At 70.3% G+C, this 16982-nt stretch carries 15 protein-coding genes; 7 read left to right on the forward strand and 8 right to left on the reverse strand.

Annotated features, from left to right (window positions below; genetic code table 11):
* Positions 1–48 precede the first annotated feature (48 nt).
* Both HRU81_08490 and HRU81_08495 read left to right on the forward strand, forming a co-directional pair.
* On the forward strand, positions 49–528 hold the full coding sequence (locus HRU81_08490; protein ID QOJ32130.1) for a MaoC family dehydratase: 480 nt from the start codon (positions 49–51) through the stop codon (positions 526–528).
* 12 nt (positions 529–540) lie between these two features.
* Positions 541–1299 (forward strand): enoyl-CoA hydratase/isomerase family protein, encoded by a 759-nt coding sequence (locus HRU81_08495; GenBank protein ID QOJ32131.1) that lies wholly within the window; start codon positions 541–543, stop codon positions 1297–1299.
* A 54-nt stretch (positions 1300–1353) separates the two neighbouring features.
* Here HRU81_08495 and HRU81_08500 read toward each other — a convergent pair whose 3' ends face one another.
* Both HRU81_08500 and HRU81_08505 read right to left on the reverse strand, forming a co-directional pair.
* On the reverse strand, positions 1354–3012 hold the full coding sequence (locus tag HRU81_08500) for an AMP-binding protein (protein QOJ32132.1): 1659 nt from the start codon (positions 3010–3012) through the stop codon (positions 1354–1356).
* A gap of 16 nt (positions 3013–3028) precedes the next feature.
* On the reverse strand, positions 3029–5119 hold the full coding sequence (locus tag HRU81_08505; protein ID QOJ32133.1) for a S46 family peptidase: 2091 nt from the start codon (positions 5117–5119) through the stop codon (positions 3029–3031).
* Between HRU81_08505 and HRU81_08510 the strand changes: the two genes are divergently transcribed.
* Genes HRU81_08510 through HRU81_08520 form a run of 3 tightly spaced genes read left to right on the forward strand, consistent with a single transcriptional unit; the run spans position 5118 to position 8744 of the window.
* On the forward strand, positions 5118–7541 hold the full coding sequence (locus HRU81_08510) for a hydroxymethylglutaryl-CoA reductase, degradative (GenBank protein QOJ32134.1): 2424 nt from the start codon (positions 5118–5120) through the stop codon (positions 7539–7541). The two genes, HRU81_08505 and HRU81_08510, sit on opposite strands and share 2 nt — an antisense overlap.
* 35 nt (positions 7542–7576) lie before the next feature.
* Positions 7577–8131, forward strand: coding sequence for an isopentenyl-diphosphate Delta-isomerase (idi, locus tag HRU81_08515; protein ID QOJ33349.1), 555 nt, complete (start codon positions 7577–7579; stop codon positions 8129–8131).
* A gap of 31 nt (positions 8132–8162) precedes the next feature.
* Positions 8163–8744, forward strand: coding sequence for a superoxide dismutase (locus tag HRU81_08520; GenBank protein ID QOJ32135.1), 582 nt, complete (start codon positions 8163–8165; stop codon positions 8742–8744).
* A 1-nt stretch (position 8745) separates the two neighbouring features.
* Here the strand turns inward: HRU81_08520 and HRU81_08525 are convergent, their stop codons facing one another.
* The 3 genes from HRU81_08525 to HRU81_08535 all read right to left on the reverse strand — a co-directional run bounded on the left by HRU81_08525 (position 8746) and on the right by HRU81_08535 (position 11151).
* Positions 8746–9204, reverse strand: a complete 459-nt coding sequence (locus HRU81_08525; GenBank protein QOJ32136.1) for a hypothetical protein — start codon at positions 9202–9204, stop codon at positions 8746–8748.
* A gap of 234 nt (positions 9205–9438) precedes the next feature.
* Positions 9439–9882, reverse strand: coding sequence for an Hsp20/alpha crystallin family protein (locus tag HRU81_08530; protein ID QOJ32137.1), 444 nt, complete (start codon positions 9880–9882; stop codon positions 9439–9441).
* Between the two features lie 111 nt (positions 9883–9993).
* The gene (locus HRU81_08535) at positions 9994–11151 is read right to left on the reverse strand and encodes a PLP-dependent transferase (GenBank protein ID QOJ32138.1); all 1158 of its coding nucleotides are present in this window, start codon (positions 11149–11151) and stop codon (positions 9994–9996) included.
* Positions 11152–11285: 134 nt separating this feature from the next.
* Between HRU81_08535 and HRU81_08540 the strand changes: the two genes are divergently transcribed.
* The gene (locus HRU81_08540) at positions 11286–11630 is read left to right on the forward strand and encodes a cupin domain-containing protein (GenBank protein QOJ32139.1); all 345 of its coding nucleotides are present in this window, start codon (positions 11286–11288) and stop codon (positions 11628–11630) included.
* Positions 11631–11669: 39 nt separating this feature from the next.
* Here the strand turns inward: HRU81_08540 and HRU81_08545 are convergent, their stop codons facing one another.
* Positions 11670–13445, reverse strand: coding sequence for an acyl-CoA dehydrogenase (locus HRU81_08545; protein QOJ32140.1), 1776 nt, complete (start codon positions 13443–13445; stop codon positions 11670–11672).
* Positions 13446–13523: 78 nt separating this feature from the next.
* Positions 13524–14900: a glutamine synthetase gene (locus HRU81_08550; GenBank protein QOJ32141.1), complete on the reverse strand. Its 1377-nt coding sequence runs from the start codon at positions 14898–14900 to the stop codon at positions 13524–13526.
* Positions 14901–14953: 53 nt separating this feature from the next.
* Between HRU81_08550 and purU the strand changes: the two genes are divergently transcribed.
* Positions 14954–15844 (forward strand): formyltetrahydrofolate deformylase, encoded by an 891-nt coding sequence (purU, locus tag HRU81_08555; GenBank protein ID QOJ32142.1) that lies wholly within the window; start codon positions 14954–14956, stop codon positions 15842–15844.
* 16 nt (positions 15845–15860) lie between these two features.
* Here the strand turns inward: purU and HRU81_08560 are convergent, their stop codons facing one another.
* Entirely contained in the window at positions 15861–16934 is a 1074-nt protein-coding gene (locus HRU81_08560; GenBank protein QOJ32143.1) for a 3-deoxy-7-phosphoheptulonate synthase, read from the reverse strand.
* Between the last annotated feature and the right edge of the window lie 48 nt (positions 16935–16982).

A 16982-nucleotide genomic window follows, 5' to 3' on the forward strand; every position in this document is an offset into this window, starting at 1 on the left:
GCATCCCGGCCCGCCGGAAATCGTCAAATCGCCCGCAAGGAGTCGCCCATGGCACCCGCCGACGCCCTGGCCAGCAACCTGGCCAATCTCAGCAGCAAGACCGGTGCCGAGGTGCACCTGAGCGACTGGCTCACCATCACCCAGGAGATGGTGGACGACTTCGCCCGCGCCACCCGCGACCTGCAGTGGATCCACGTCGATGCGAAGCGCGCCGCCGCCGAATCACCCTACAAGGGCACCATCGCCCACGGCTACTTCACCCTCTCGCTCTATCCCTACCTTCGCGGCCTCGTGGACGCGTCGAAGCCGCTGTTCCCCGGCGTGAAGAACATCATCAACTACGGCATCAACAAGCTGCGCTTCCCCAACGCGGTGCCAGTCGGCAGCCGCATCCGCGCGCGCTGCCGGCTGCTGGCGGTGGCCGAGGTGAAGAACAGCATCGAGCTCACCGAGGAATACACGGTGGAGATCGACGGCCAGTCGCGGCCGGCCTGCGTCGCCGAATGCGTCATGCGGCTGTACTTCTGAGGGCCGCTGCCGATGTCCAGTGATCTGATCGTCAGGCGCCGCGGCGCCGTCCTCCACCTCACCCTCAACCGCCCCGAGAAGCGCAACGCCCTGGCGCTGACCCTGCTCGACGAGATCGGCGCCACGCTCCGCGAGCATGCCGCCGACACCGGCATCCTCTGCGCCGTCATCAGCGGCGCCGGCGACAAGTGCTTCGCCGCCGGCGGCGACCTGCAGGAACTCGACGCCATCCGTTCGGCGGACGACACCCGCGCCATGAGCCGCCGCGGCCGCGCCGCGCTCGACCAGGTGCGCGCCTTCCCAGTGCCCGTCATCGCCACGCTCAACGGCCCGGCGCTCGGCGGCGGCGCCGAACTCGCGCTCGCCTGCGACCTGCGCATCGCCGCGCCCCACGCCGAGATCGGCTTCCTGCAGGCGCAGCTCGGCGTCACCACCGCCTGGGGCGGCGGTATCGACCTCGCCCTGACCGTCGGCGACCGGCGCGCGCTGCGCATCCTCGCCACCGCCGCGCGCATCGCACCGGCGCGCGCGCTCGAGATCGGCCTGGTCGACTGGATCTGCGCGCCCGGCCAGGCACTGGAATCCTGCCTCGACAGTTTCCTGGAGCCCTACCTCTGCCGCACCCGCGCCGTGCTCGAAGGCTGCAAGGCCCCCGTCGCCGCCGCCCGCCGCCGCGCCCACGCCGAACTCGCACCCGTCGAGGAACAACACTTCATCGCCAGCTGGACCAGCGAGGCCCACTGGACCGCCGTCGCTGCCCTGAGAAAATGAGAAAAGGTGCCTGACTTATTTTTCTGCGATGCCCCATGAAGAGAGGTGCCTGACCTATTTCCCCCGCAGCTCCCTCCTGAGGATCTTCCCCACGTTGGACTTCGGCAGCGAGTCGCGGAACTCGACGTGCTTCGGCACCTTGTACGCGGCCAAGTGCTCGCGGCAGATGTTGCGGATGTCGTCGGCGGTTGCCGTCTTGCCCGGCCGCAGCACCACGAACACCTTGACGGCCTCGCTGGTACCGGCGTCGGGCACGCCGATGCAGGCGGCTTCCAGCACCGCCGGGTGCAGCATCACCACATTCTCGATCTCGTTCGGATAGGCCTTCAGCCCGGAGACCGAGATCATGTCCTTCTTGCGGTCGACGATGCGCATGTAGCCGTCGGCGTCCATCACCGCGATGTCGCCGGTCTTCAGGTAGCCGTCGCGGGTCATGACCTCACCGGTGGCCGTGTGGTTGCCCCAGTAGCCCTGCATCACCTGCGGCCCCTTCACGCAGATCTCGCCGGGCTCGCCCACCGGCATCTCGCGCTCCTCGTCATTGCGCAGCGAGACATCCGTGCCCGGCAACGCCAGCCCGATGCTGCCGCTCCAGGCGGCGAGATCCGGACGGTTGGAGCTGACCACAGGGGAGGCCTCCGACAGGCCGTAGCCCTCGAGGATCTCGGTGCCGGTCACCGCGGCCCACTGCTTCGCGGTGGCCTCCATCACCGCCATGCCGCCGGCGGAGACGATCTTCAGGTGCGAGAAGTCCACGGTCTTCAGCTCGGGGTGGTTCGCCAGGTGCTGGTACAGCGTGTTGACGCCGGTGATGGCCGTGAACTGCCAGCGCCGCAGCTCGCGGATGAAGCCCGCCATGTCGCGCGGATCGGTGATCAGCACGTTGAGCCCGCCCTGCTCGGTGTACGCCAGGCAGTTACAGGTCAGCGCATAGACGTGGTAGAGCGGCAGCGCGGTGATCACCACCTCCTCGCCCGGGCGCTGCACGCCCGCGAACCAGGTATTGATCTGGCGCACGTTGGCCAGCAGGTTGCCGTGGCTGAGCATGGCGCCACGGGCGAGGCCGGTGGTGCCGCCCGTGTACTGCAGGCAGGCCAGGTCCGCAGCGCGCGGCTTCACCGGCTGCAGCGCACCGGCATGGCGCAGCGCCGTGTCGAAGCGGATGGCGCGCGGCAGCCGGTAGCGCGGCACCATGCGGCGCACATGGCGCACCACGAAGTTCACCAGCTGACGGCGCGGGAAGGCCAGCATGTCGCCGATTTCCGTGACGATGACATGGCGCACCGCGGTCTGCACCAGTGCCTCCTCCAGCACGGCGCCGGCGTTGGCGACGATGACGATCGCCGTGGCGCCCGAGTCCCTGAGCTGGTGCGCCAGCTCGCGCGCCGTGTAGAGCGGGTTGACGTTGACCACCACCAGTCCGGCGCGCCACACGCCGTAGAGCGCCACCGGGAACTGCAGCAGGTTCGGCAGCATGATCGCCACGCGCTCGCCGCGCGCGAGACCCAGACCGCCCTGCAGGAAGGCAGCGAAACGCTCGCTCAGGCGGTCGAGCTCGGCGAAGCTGATGTCCCGCCCGAGGTTGCTGAACGCCGGCCTCGCGGCGAATTGCCGGCAGGCGCGCTCCAGCATGCCCACCAGCGAGTCCGCCGGATCGATTTCGATGTCCGGGGGAACCCCGGGCGGGTAGCTCCGCAGCCAGATCCTGTCCATGAAATTCCCAGGGCTCCTATTCGATGGTCAGTTCACGCAGCAGCGCATCGGCGCCATAGATCTCCCCCAGCGCCAGCACCATCACGGCCGGGTGCACCGCCACCGCGCGGTTCAGCGCCGCGTCGTAGCCATAGTCGCCACCGATGGAATGCAGGTTGCCGTCGAAGATCAGCCCGACGAGGCGCCCGCGCGCGTCGATGACCGGGCTGCCGGAGTTGCCGCCGATGATGTCGTTGGTGGTGGTGAAATTGAACGGCGTGTCCAGGTTGACCCGCGCCTGCGCCTGCAGCCAGCGCGACGGCAGGCGGAAGGGCGGCTGGCCGGTGGCGCGGGCGTAGAGCCCGTCGAGCCGGGTGAACGGCGCCACGTCGTGGTCGCCCTCGCGCCAGCCCTGCACCGCACCGTAACTCAGGCGCAGGGTGAAGGTGGCATCGGGGTAGCTGCGGGTGCCGTGGATGGCGAAGCGCGCCCGCGCCAGCCGCTCCTCCGCGGCGCGTATCGGCGCCTCGACCTGGTCGTCATGGCGCCGCCGCAGGGCCGCGGCCTCCGGCTCGAGCCGCAGCGCCAGCGCCAGCAGCGGATCGTCCGCCGCCTCCACCGCCGCCAGCCCGCCATTCCACAGCTGCTCGCGGAAGGCCGGATCCGCCAGGCGCGTGTCGCGCACCAGCCTGGCGGCCAGGTTGCGCGGGGCCTCGCGCCCCAGCGCCAGGCGCACCGCCGGGTCATCCACCCCCAGGTACTCGACCAGCTTCTCCAGCGAGTAGCCGAGGCGCAGCGTCTCGAATGCCGGGTACACCGGCTGCGGCGCCAGCAGCTCCTGGCGCAGCTGCGGGAGGGCCGTTTCGCTGAACTCGCGCCGCCGCTGCTCGTTGGGCTTCTCACGCTCGATCGCCGCGCGCACCAGCAGGCGCGCGGCCGAGGCCAGCTCGCCCTGCAGCGCTGCGCCGCGCTCGAGGAACAGGTAGCGGTCGTAGAACGCAGCGTAGCCTGCCAGCGCCCTGTCGATGTCCGCCCAGGCGCCGGATGCGGCCCTGAGGCGCGGATCGGCCGCCACCGCGGTCCGCAGCGCCTGCTCGTCCTTCTCGCGCGCGGACATGAAACGGTGGTCGAGCAGCGTCGCCATCTGGTTGCGCCGGACCTTCAGCGCATTCTCCAGCGAGAACAGCGGCGCCTCGGCGATGCGCGCCGGCTCCGCGCCGCCGCTGGCGAACTGCAGGTAGCGGCCGCGCAGCTCGGCGGCGCGCAGCAGCCAGTGCCCGAGCTCGTACTCGCGCTCGAAGCGCAGCTGCGCCACGGTCTGCAGGCGCTGCGTGCTGCCGGGATGCCCGGCGACGAACACCGCCTCGCCGGGCGCGGCGCCGGCGCGGCGCCAGCGCAGGAAGTCCGGCGTCTGCGCGGGCCTGCCATCCACGTACAGGCGCAGCAGCGCGAAATCGAGGTCCCAGCGCGGGAAGCGGAAGTTGTCGAGGTCGCCGCCGAAGAAGGCGATGTCGGCTTCCGGCGCCAGCACCAGGCGCACGTCGGCATAGCGGCGGTAGTGATAGAGGAAGTACTGCCCGCCGCCATACAGCGTCACCGCCTCGCAGGAATGCGGGTCGCCGCGGTGGCGCCAGTCGTCCTCGCAGGCCTGCTCGAGCCGGGTGAGCGTCGCCTTGCGCCGCTCGTTCGCGGCCGGTCCGGCGCCGTCGCCCACGGCGGCCTGCACGGCAGCGGTGATGTTCTCGATGCGCTCGAGGATGGACGCCTGCTCGGCCGCGCAGCGCTCCTCGCCGGCGCGATCGGCGGCGAGGAACCCCGCGCCGGCGACATCGCGCGCCGGGCCGGACAGGCGCTGCAGGCAGTCGCGCACGCAGTGCTCGTTGGTCAGCACCAGGCCGGAAGGCGAGACGACGGAGCCGGTGCAACCGCCCTCGATACGCACCGTCGCCCGGCGCACGCGGTCGAGCCAGTCCTGGTCGATGTTCACGCCGTAGCGGCTGCGCACCGCGTCGCGCGGGAACTGGTCGAACGTCCACATCCCCTCGTCGGCCTGCGCCGGCCGCGGGGCGGCGGCGACGCTGGCCAGGGCGGCAGCCGCGAGGGCTGCCATCACGAAGCGCCGGGTCATGTCGGGCGGATTCCTCCGGAGAGCCGGAGCCATTGTGGCATCGGGTTGGCCAGCCGCAAATGGCATAATCACGTCTGGCCTGCCAGGTTGCGGGCCGGCTCCGCGCCGGCTGGCCCTGGCGGCGCGCCAGCTGCAGTTGCCCGGAATCGCCACCTTGACCCGATCGAGAATCCCCCACTTCTACCGCATGTCGCCTGCCGAGCGCGTCCGCGCCGTGCACGAGCGCGGCCTGCTCACCGACGCCGACCTCGAGCGGCTGGCGCGCGGCGAGGCCACGCTCGACGTCAACGCCGCCGACAAGATGATCGAGAACGTCATCGGCGTCCTCGGCATGCCCATCGGCCTCGGGCTCAACTTCCTGATCAACGGCCGCGACTACGTGGTGCCGCTGGCGGTGGAGGAACCCTCGATCGTCGCCGCGCTGAGTGCCGCGGCCAAGCTGGCGCGCGGCGCCGGCGGCTTCCGCGCCCGGGCGGGCGCGCCGATCCTCATCGGCCAGATCCAGGTGATCGAGGTGCCGGACATGGCTGGCGCCATGGCGGCCCTGCTGGAACGCCGCCAGGAGATCCTCGACCTCGCCAACAGCCTGCATCCGCGCATGGCCGCACGCGGCGGCGGCGCCGTGGACATCGAGGTGAAAAGCCACCCGATGACCACCATGGACGGCGAGATGCTGGTGATGCACCTGCTGGTGGACACCCGCGACGCCATGGGCGCCAACCTCGTCAACGGCATGTGCGAGGGCGTGGCTTCGCTGGTGGAATCCATCACCGAGGGCACGGTGTTCCTGCGCATCCTCTCCAACCTCGCCGACCGCGCCCTGGCCAGCGCGGAAGTGACGCTGCCGGCGGCGGCCCTCGCCGGCAAGGGCTATTCCGGCGAACGGGTGCGCGACGGCATCATCATCGCCTCGGACTTCGCCTGCGTGGACCCCTACCGCGCCGCCACGCACAACAAGGGCATCATGAACGGCATCGATGCCGTGGCGCTCGCCACCGGCAATGACTGGCGCGCCATCGAGGCCGGCGCCCATGCCTATGCCGCCCGCCTCGGGCGCTACAGCTCGCTGTCGCAGTGGTGGAAGGACGACCAGGGCAACCTGCGCGGCCGCCTCGAGCTTCCCATGAAGGTGGGCATCGTCGGCGGCCCGCTCGAATCCAACCCCGGCGTGGCCATGAACATGCGCCTGCTCGGCGTGAAGAGCGCCCAGGAGCTGGCCGAGGTCATGGCCACCGTCGGCCTGGCACAGAACTTCGCGGCACTGCGCGCGCTCGCCACCGAAGGCATCCAGACCGGCCACATGACGCTGCACGCGCGCAGCGTGGTGAAGGCGGCGGGCACGCCGCCGGAACTCTTCGACGAGGTGCTGGAGCGCGTGCTGCGCGACGGCGACATCAAGGTGTGGAAGGCGCAGGAGCTGCTGGCGGAGCTGCAGCGCGAGCGCCAGGCCGCGGCGGGCGGCACGGTGCTGCGCCGCGCGCCGGACACCGAGGCCGGGGTCGGCCACGGCAAGGTGATCCTGCTCGGCGAGCACGCCGTCGTCTACGGTCGCCATGCCATCGCCCTGCCCCTTCCGGTCACCACCCGCGCCGTGGTGGCGGATGCAGGGCACGGCGTGGAACTCATCATCCCGCGCTGGGGCGTGGAGTACCAGCTGGCCAAGCCGCCGGAGCAGCGGCGCTCCTTCGAGCGTGCCGCCGGCGCCATCCTCGACCGCCTGGGACTCACCGACCGCAACCTGCGCATCGAGGTGTTTCCCGACGTGCCGCGCGGCATGGGTCTCGGCGGTTCGGCGGCGGTGGCCGTGGCCATCATCCGCGCGCTGGACCGGCATTTCCGCCTGGGGCTCGACGACACCGAGATCAACGAGCTGGCTTTCCTCTCCGAGGAGGTCGCCCACGGGCGGCCCAGCGGCATCGACAACACGCTGGCCACCCATGGCCGGGCCCTGCTCTATCGTCGTGGCAACCCGCCGCTGATGGAGCCGCTGCAGATCGACCAGCCGCTGCAGCTGGTGATCGGCATGACGCACAGCGAGGGACTCACCGCCAAGACCGTGGGCAACGTGCGCGAGGCGCGCGAGCGCCACCCGCGCCTGTACGAGAAGATCTTCGATGACATCGACGCGCTGGTGCTGCAGGCCGTGGCCGCCCTGCGCGACCACGACCACCGGGCACTCGGCGAGCTCATGAACATCTGCCAGGGCCTGCTCAATGCCCTGCAGGTCTCCACGCCGGAACTCGAGCGGCTCATCGGCATCGCCCGCGCCGCGGGAGCGCTGGGCGCGAAGCTCACCGGCGGCGGTGGCGGCGGCGCCATGGTGGCGCTGTGCGCGAGCGCAGCCGATGCCGGCCGCGTGCAGCAGGCAGCCGAAAGGCAGGGCTTCCGCGCCATGGCCCTGGCCATCGGGACGCCGCCGTGAGCGCGCTGGGCGCAGCCGCCAACAACCCGCGCGACATGCTGATCCTGGTGGATGCCGCGGACCGCGAGACCGGCTTCCTCTCCAAGGAGGCGTGCCACCAGGGCGCCGGCCGGCTGCACCGTGCGTTCTCGGTGTTCCTGTTCAACCGCGAGGGAGAGCTGCTGCTCCAGCAACGCAGCGCCGCGAAGCCGCTCTGGCCGCTGTACTGGTCCAACAGCTGCTGCAGCCATCCCCGCCAGGGCGAGGCGGTGGAAGCCGCGGCGCGCCGGCGCATCGCCGAGGAACTGGCACTGGGCGCGGAACTGCGCTTCCTCTACAAGTTCGAGTACCGCGCCGAGTATCGCGGCATCGGCGTCGAGCACGAGCTCTGCTGGGTGTTCGCCGGAGTCGCCGACGGCGAGCCGCGCGCCGATGCCGCGGAGGTCGCCGACTGGCGCTACGTCGCCCCCGACGAGCTGACCGCGGCAATCGCCACCCATCCGGAGCAGTACACGCCCTGGCTGCAGCTGGAATGGGCGCAGATCAGCACGCAGTACCTGCCGGGAATCCATGCGCAGGAACTCCAGCGGCACCCATCCACTCTGAAGTAATCCCGAACCCAGGAACCAAGGAGAAGAAGCAATGGCAATCCAGCTACCCCCGCTACCCTGGCCAAAGGAAGCGCTGGTCCCGCACATCAGCGCGGAGACCATCGACTTCCACTACGGCAAGCACCACAACGCCTACGTCAACAACCTCAACAAACTGATCGACGGCACGCCGCAGGCGAAGCAGTCCCTCGAGGACATCGTGCGCAACTCGGAGGGTGGCGTCTTCAACAACGCCGCCCAGGTCTACAACCACACTTTCTACTGGCATTGCCTGAAGCCGCGCGGCGGCGGCACGCCGTCCGGCAGGATCGGCAAGGCCATCGACGAGGCCTTCGGTGGCTTCGCGAAGTTCCGCGAGGAATTCAGCAGTGCCGCGGCGACGCAATTCGGTTCCGGCTGGGCCTGGCTGGTGCGCGACGCCGACGGTCGGCTGAAGATCGCCAAGACCGCGAATGCCGATACGCCGATCGCCCACCGGCAGACCCCGCTGCTGACGATCGACGTCTGGGAACATGCCTACTACATCGACTATCGCAACGACCGGCCGAAGTACATCGACACCTTCCTGACGCACCTGGTGAACTGGGAGTTCGTCGAGAAGAACCTCGGCTGACTCAGCGGAACTTCACCTTCCACTGCAGGCTGTACTCGTCATCGCCACGGGGGTCCATGGTGAAGTGCCAGCCTGAATCCGCACCGCCGACGAGGAAGTCGGCGAGATAACCCGCGGCCACCGACTGGTCCATCACCCAGTCGATGGCCCGGGTGCGGAACTTGCGCCGGTTGCGATCCACCTGCAGGTCCAGGCCTGCGGCGAGTTCCGCGGCGGGTGCCGCGGCCTCCGCATCGTCGGACAGCTCGCTGCCGGGCATCACGGCACTGGCGAGGCCGTGGGCACCCAGGCCGCCGCCCATCTCCAGCGGGGCGACGACATGGGACGCGGCCAGCCGGGTGTCGAAGTCATGGAGTACCGGCGGCTCGCCCGCCGTGGCGACGGAGGCCAGCAGGGCCAGCAGCGGGACCATGGCCCCGCGGCCGGGAACTGTTGCACGAAAGGCGATGCCCGTCTTCATGGCCCGCGTACCCCGGCCATTGCGGCCGCTGGTCGTCTCGACTCGGGCCCAACATAGGCGCGGCCGGGCAGCGCCACGGTGAACGGCGTCACCGTTTCAGGCGGCGTTGATATGTCCAGTGGATTCGGTCAAGCGGCGTCGCCGCTTAGGTCAAGCCACGCACCCGGCGCCGCCAGCGCGGGCCCGGGACCGGCCGTTGCGGCCGGTCCCGGCATCAACCCTTGCCGCGTGGTGCTACTTCACCTGGATCTCGACCTGCTTCGGCTTGGCAGCCTGGGCTTTGGGAATGTGCACCTTCAGCACGCCGTCCTTCGACTCGGCGTAGATGCGCGCCTCGTCGGCATCCGCAGGCAACGAGAAGCTGCGGGCGAAGCTGCCGTAGAATGACTCCACGCGATGCTGCTTCTCGCTGTCGTCCGTGCGCTCGAAGCGGCGCTCGCCGCGCAGCGTGATGACGCCTTCCTGCACCGTCACCTGCACGTCCTTCTTCTCGACCTCGGGCAATTCCGCCTTGATGAGGTATTCCTTGTCGGTCTCCGAGATGTTGGCGACCGGGCGCCACTGCACCACCTCGCCCGTATCGCTGGCGGCCGCTGCCGCCGGGCGATGGAACAGCCGGTTGTAACGCTCGAAGATATCGTCGAACTCGCGCAACGGACTCCAGTTGACCAGTGTCATGGGCTTGTCTCCTGTCCAGTACCAACTGATTCGCCGGCCGGATCGCGTCCGGCCCTGGACAGGGAGATGGGGACAGGCGGCGGGTTTTCAATACCCGCCCATGCCCGCTGTTCAGCGGCGGGTCAGGGCGAGGGCCGCGTCGAGGGCCGCAATCAGGTCCTCGGCGTCCTCCATGCCCACGGAGGCGCGCACCAGGCCATCGGTGATGCCGACACGCAGCCGCTCGGCGGGTTCCACCGCGCCATGGGTCATGGTGACCGGGTGGGTGATCAGCGACTCGACCGAACCGAGGTTCTCCGCCAGGCTCCAGACGCGGATGCCGTCCATGAGCGCCTTGCCCGCGGCGACGCCGCCCTTCACCTCGAACCACAGCATGGCGCCGAAGCCGCTCGCCTGGTGGCGCGCCAGCTCGTGCTGCGGGAAGGACTCGAGGCCGGGATAGCAGACGCGGGCCACCTGCGGGTGCCCCTCGAGGAAGCGCGCGATCGCCATGGCGTTGGCCGACTGCCGCTCCAGGCGCACGGACAGTGTCTTGCAGCCCTGCAGCGTGAGGAACGCCGCCTGCGGCGAGAGGATCATGCCCGCGGCGTTCTGCACGAAGCGCAGCGCCTGGTCCAGCTCCTTCGTGCGTGCCACCACGGCGCCACCCACGGTGGCGTTGTGGCCGTCGAAGTACTTGGTGGTGCTGTGCACCACCAGGTCGGCGCCGAGTTCCAGCGGGCGCTGGTAATAGGGCGTGAGGAAAGTATTGTCCACGGCGTGCAGCACGCCCGCCTCGCGGGCGATGGCCGAGACCGCGGCGATGTCGGTGAGCTTCAGCGTCGGGTTGGCCGGCGTCTCGGTGAGGATCAGGCGCGTGTTCGGCCGCAGCGCCTGGCGCAGCTGCTCCGGCTTCGAGGTATCGACGAAGGAAAAACTCACGCCGAAGCGGCTGAACACCCTGGTGGAGAGCCGGTAGGTGCCACCGTAGACGACGTCGGAAACGATGGCGTGGTCCCCCGCGTTGAGGAAGGCCAGGTACACGGCCTGCAGGGCTGCCATGCCGGTGCCGTAGCAGGTGGCGTCGACACCGCCCTCGAGGTCGGCGAGCTTGTTCTCCAGCGCGCGCACCGTGGGATTGCTGGATCGCGAATACGAATAGCCCTTGGCGAGGTACTCGTCGACGGAATCCTGCACGTAGGTGGTGGTCTGGTAGATCGGCGTGAGGATGGCGCCGGTCACCGGATCCGGAGTCACGCCGGCGTGGATCTGACGGGTGTTGAAGCCCATGGGGCGTCCTTTTCTTCAGGCCTGCAGCCAGGCCATGCATTCGACGGGGATGGGCTAGTTTACCCGCTGTGGCGCCGGGCGGCTCGCCGCAGCGCGCGGTTGCAGCCCCTGCCCCGATCCGGGATCATGGCCCCATGAACCAGCCGGCCTGGCAGGCTTTCGATCTCGCCGACCTGAAGCAGCGCGTACAGGGCCACGAGCCCCGCTTCTTCGAGTTCCTCGGCAGCGGGCGCCTGTCCGGTGCGATCTACCGGCTGCCCGCCGGCGCCACCGACCTGCAGGGGCCGCATCTCGAGGACGAGGTCTACGTGGTGCTCGAGGGCGAGGCGCGGCTGCGGATCGACACGGCGGAGCAGGAAGTCCGCCCGGGCATGGTGCTGTTCATCCCCGCCGATGCCCGCCACGCCTTCGTCGACATCCGCAAGGACCTGACGCTGCTGACGCTGTTCAGCGCCTCGGGGCGCGCCGGGCGCCACTGAGCCGCCGCGCGTCCTGCGCCTGCCGGGCGCGGCAGCGCGCTAGAACTGCTCCTCGGGCATCGCCAGGAGCGCCTCGCAGCCGGCCTCGATGCCGCGCCGCCAGGCGGCCGCCGCCGGCATGACCTGGGTCGCGTGGAAGCGCGCCGTCAGCAGTTTCGCCTCGCAGAACGCCACGTCGGAGGTGCCGGCCGCCAGCTGCGCACGGGCTGCGAGCGCCGCGCGTGCCATGGCCCAGCCGCCGGCCACGGTGCCGATCAGCATCAGCAGGTTCCATGACACGCCACCTGCCACGCCCGCGTGCCGCGCATGGTTGGCAGCCAGCCAGCGACCCGCCGCGACGATGCACTCCACGCCTTCCTGGAGCGCGGCACGCACGATGACCAGGGGCTCACCGGCGCGCTCCAGCTCGGCCACGGTAGCGGTCATGTCGGTGACCAGTGCCTGCAGCGCCGCGCCGCCATCGCCGAGGATCTTGCGTCCGACCAGGTCCGCCGCCTGGATGCCGGTGGTGCCCTCGTAGATGGTGGTGATGCGCGCGTCGCGGAAATGCTGTGCAGCGCCGGTCTCTTCCACGTAGCCCATGCCGCCGTGCACCTGCAGGGCGATCGAGGTGAGCTGCTGGCCTGTCTCGGTGCACCAGCCCTTGACCACCGGCGTCAGCAGGTCCACGCGCGCCTGGTGGTGCGCGCGCTCGGCCGGGTCCGTCGCCCGATGGGCGAAATCCAGCGACGCGGCGGCGACGCAGGCGACGCCGCGCATGGCCTCGATCTGCGCCTTCATGGTGAGCAGCATGCGCCGCACGTCGGCATGGTGGATGATGGCAGCGCGACCCTCGATGCCGGGCACGCGGCCCTGCACCCGCTCGCGCGCGTAGGCGCGCGCCTGCTGGTAGGCCCGCTCGGCGATGGCGATGCCCTCCATGCCGACGCCGAGACGGGCGTGGTTCATCATGGTGAACATGCAGGCGAGGCCCTGGTTCTTCCCGCCCATCAGTTCGCCGAGCGCGCCCTCGAAGGCCATCACGCAAGTCGGGCTGCCGTGGATGCCGAGCTTGTGCTCCACGGACACCACGTGGACCGTATTGCGCGCGCCCGGCTGGCCGTCCGGCCCCGGGATGAACTTCGGCACCAGGAACAGCGACAGGCCACGTGTCCCCGGCGGCGCGTCAGGCAGGCGCGCCAGCACCAGGTGCACCACGTTGCCGGTCATGTCGTGGTCGCCCCAGGTGATGAAGATCTTCTGGCCGGTGATGCGGTAGCGGTCGCCATCCGGCACCGCATGGGTGCGCACGGCGGCGAGATCCGAACCGGCCTGCGGCTCGGTGAGGTTCATGGTGCCGCTCCACTCGCCGGCCACCATCCGCGGCAGGTACAGGGCACGCTGCGCCTCGCTGCCATGGGCCTCGATGGCACGGGCCGCGCCCTGGGTCAGCAGCGGACCCAGTGACCAGGCGAGGTTGGCGGCCTGCCACATTTCCTCCACGGCCACGCCCACCAGGTAGGGCAATCCCTGGCCGCCGGACTCCGGGCTCTGCGACAGGCCGGGCCAGCCGCCGCTGGCGAACTCGCGGTAGGCGGCGACGAACTCGGGCGGCACGATGACATGGCCGTCCTCCACCCGCGTGCCCTGGGCGTCGCCGACCCGGTTGGTGGGGGCGATGACATTGGCGGCGAGCTGCGCCGCCTCGGTCAGTACGGATTCCACCAGGTCCGGTGTGACATCCTCGTAGCCGGGCAGGCGGCCGACGGTGTCGAGTCCCGCCACGTGGCGCAGGACGAAGAGCATCTCCTTGACGGGGGCGTGGTACTCGGACATGTCGGGGCAGATCCCTTCCGTGCATCGGGGGCCGCGTATTCTAGGGGAAAACTCCGCGGCGCCGCGATGACCTGGGCCTCAGATGCCGGGCAGGTACCAGTCGAAGTCGAGCCCGGGCACCTGCGCATGGTAGGCCTCGGCCTCGAAGCGCCGGGCGGCGCCGTAGACCCGGCAGAACGCCTCGCCGAGGTAGCCCGGGAGGATCCCGCCGGCCTCGAAGGCATCGATCGCGGGCTCCCACCGGCGCGCCAGCGGCAGCGCGCGGCCCGGCGGCGTGCCCTCCACGGCCATCGGCGGCGGCTCGAGCCGCCGCACCAGCCCGTGATGAGCCCCGGCCAGCAGCGCCGCCACCGCCAGGTAGGGGTTGCAGTCCGCGCCGGCGACGCGGTGCTCGAAGCGCAGGTTGGCGTCGTCGGACACCGGGATGCGGATGGCGACGCCGCGGTGATTCGCCGCCCAGTCCGCCGCCACGGGCGCGAAGCAGCCGGGCTGGATGCGCCGGAAGGAATTGGCATTGGGACAGAACACCGCCAGCGACTCCGGCAGGGCCGCGAGCATGCCACCGATGGCATGGCGCAGGGGCGCTGCGCAGCCGTCGCCAGCGCCCGCCTGCGTCGCGAAGACATTGCGCCCGGCGGCATCCCGCAGGCTGACGTGCACATGCATGCCGGAACCGTCCGCCCCGGCGAACGGCTTGGCCATGAAGGTGGCGGCGAGCCCCTGGCGCGCGGCCACGCCGCGCACCAGCCGGCGCAGCATTACCGCGTGGTCGCAGGCGAGCACGGCATCGTCCACGTGCTGCAGGTTGACCTCGAACTGTCCGGCGCCGTACTCGGAGACCACGCTGCCGGCCGGGATGCCCTGCGCCTCGCAGGCGCTGGCGATGGCGTCGAACAGCTCTTCGAGCTCGTGCAGGTCCTCGATACTGTAGGCCCGCGGGCCCACCGCCGGCGCCACAGTACCGGGGACGCGGCCCCGGCGCGGGCGCGGCGCCGTGCCACGTGGATCCTCGAGCAGGTGGAACTCGAACTCCACGGCGATCACTGGCGTCAGGCCGAGCTCGGCGAAGCGGGCCACCACCCGTGCCAGCACCTGGCGGCTGTCGGCGAAATGCGCCGCCCCGTCGCGCTGCTGCATGCCGAGCAGCGCCTGCGCCAGCGGCGCGCGCGACCAGGGCACCGGCACCAGCGAGCCGGGCACCGGGTGGCAGGGGAAATCCGGATCGCCGTCCTCGTGGCCGTGGGGCAGGCCCCCGACCAGCATGCCGCGGCTGTCGAGGATCAGCCCGGTGGCGGGAAACGGCAGGCCATCCCGGGCCAGTCTGCGAAACTCGGCCAGTGTGCAGCGCTTGCCGCGCAGGATGCCGTTGATGTCCGGCAGCAGCAGCTCGACCTGGCGCAGGCCGGGCAAGACGCCGCGCAGCCGTTCGATGTCATCGGGAAAGGACTGGTGCATCGGTGGCGGTTCGTCCGGGGTGGCAGCGGCCGGCCCGCCGCGGGCCTGCTACCATGCGCTGCCGGCCCACAGTCTACCGGTTCACAGGATCCACCCGAGCGATGCACGTCCTCACCATCGTCTGCCCGGACACCACCGGCATCGTCGCCGCGGTGGCCGGCTACCTCAGCGCCCAGGGCATCTTCATCGACGAGTCCTCGCATTTCGGCGACCCGCAGACGCGGCGCTTCTTCATGCGCACGCGGTTCACGCCCGCCGGCAGCTTCTCGCGCACGGCCTTCGCCGAGGGTTTCCGGCCGATCGCCGAGCGCTTCGGCATGCAATGGCAGGTCCACGACCTGAAGGTGCTGCCACGGGTGCTGGTGATGGTGTCGCGGCACGACCACTGCCTGAACGACCTGCTGTATCGCTACCGCACCGGCGCCCTGGCGATGCAGATCCCGGCCATCGTCTCCAATCACATGGACCTGGCGTCGCTGGCGGAATGGCACCGCGTGCCCTTCTTCCACGTGCCACTCACGACGGAGACGAAGCCGCAGGCGGAATCGCGCCTGCTGGAGATCATCGACGACACCAAGGCGGAGCTGATCGTGCTGGCCCGCTACATGCAGGTGCTCTCCCCCGCCCTCTGCGAGCGCTTCCCCGGCCGGATCATCAACATCCACCACTCCTTCCTGCCGGGATTCAAGGGCGCCAAGCCCTATTTCGAGGCCCACGCCCGCGGCGTGAAGCTGATCGGCGCCACGGCGCACTACGTCACGGCGGACCTCGACGAGGGCCCGATCATCGAGCAGTCGGTGGAGCGTGTCGACCACAAGCAGTCGGTCGAGGACCTGGTGGCGGTGGGCCGTGACGTCGAGTGCCTCACCCTGGCCCGCGCCGTGAAGCTGCACCTCGAGCACCGGGTGTTCCTCAACGGGCGGCGCACGGTGGTGTTGCGCTGAGCCCGGGGGCGTTCCCTCAGGCGCTCTTGTGCGCCTTCACCACCGGCCGCAGCACCGCGGCAGCGTCCTGCAGGGCCTTCTCGGTGGCCGCCCAGTCGATGCAGGCATCGGTCACCGACACGCCGTAGCGCAGGTCCGCCAGCCGGGCGGGGATTTCCTGGTTGCCCCAGTTGAGGTGGCTCTCGAGCATGAGGCCGATGATGGAACGGTTGCCGTTGGCCACCTGCTCCACGCAGTCCTTCGCCACCAGCGTCTGCAACGCGGGGTCCTTGTTGGAATTGCCATGACTGCAATCGACGACGATGCGCGCCGGCAGACCGGCACCCTGCAGCGCCCTCTCGGCCAGCGCGATGCAGACCGAATCGTAGTTCGGCCGCCCGCCACCACCGCGCAGCACGATGTGGCCGTAGGCGTTGCCCCTGGTGTGGATCACCGCCGGGCGCCCGTCCTGGTTGATGCCGAGGAAATGATGCGGCTGGCGTGCGGACTTCAGCGCGTTGACCGCCACCTGCAGGCCGCCATCGGTGCCGTTCTTGAAGCCCACCGGCGTGGACAGGCCGCTGGCCATCTCGCGGTGGGTCTGGGATTCCGTGGTGCGCGCGCCGATCGCCGTCCAGCTGATGAGATCGCCCATGTACTGCGGCATCACCGGGTCCAGCGCCTCGGTGGCCGTGGGCAGCCCCATGTCCGCCAGGTCGAGCAGCAGACGGCGCGCGGTGCGGATGCCCTTCTCCATGTGGAAGGTGTCATCCATGTCGGGATCGTTGATCAGGCCCTTCCAGCCCACCGTGGTGCGCGGCTTCTCGAAGTACACGCGCATCACCACCAGCAGCGCATCCTGCACCGCCTCGGCCAGCGGCTTCAGGCGCCCCGCGTACTCCATGGCGGCGCCGATGTCATGGATGGAGCAGGGACCGACCACGACGAACAGCCGCGGGTCGATGCCGTCGATGATGTTCTGCAGGGCGCGGCGGCTGCGCACCACGGTTGCCGTGGCGGCACGCGCCGCCGGCAGCTGCGCCTTGATGGCCGCCGGCGGCGGCAGGTCCGTCTCGGAGACGACGTTGATGTTGTAGATTGAATCGCTCATGGGCGAATTGTGCCACCAGGCGGCGAGGATTGCCCGTTCCCTAGGCGG

Source organism: Gammaproteobacteria bacterium, assembly GCA_015709695.1.
Lineage (GTDB): Bacteria > Pseudomonadota > Gammaproteobacteria > Steroidobacterales.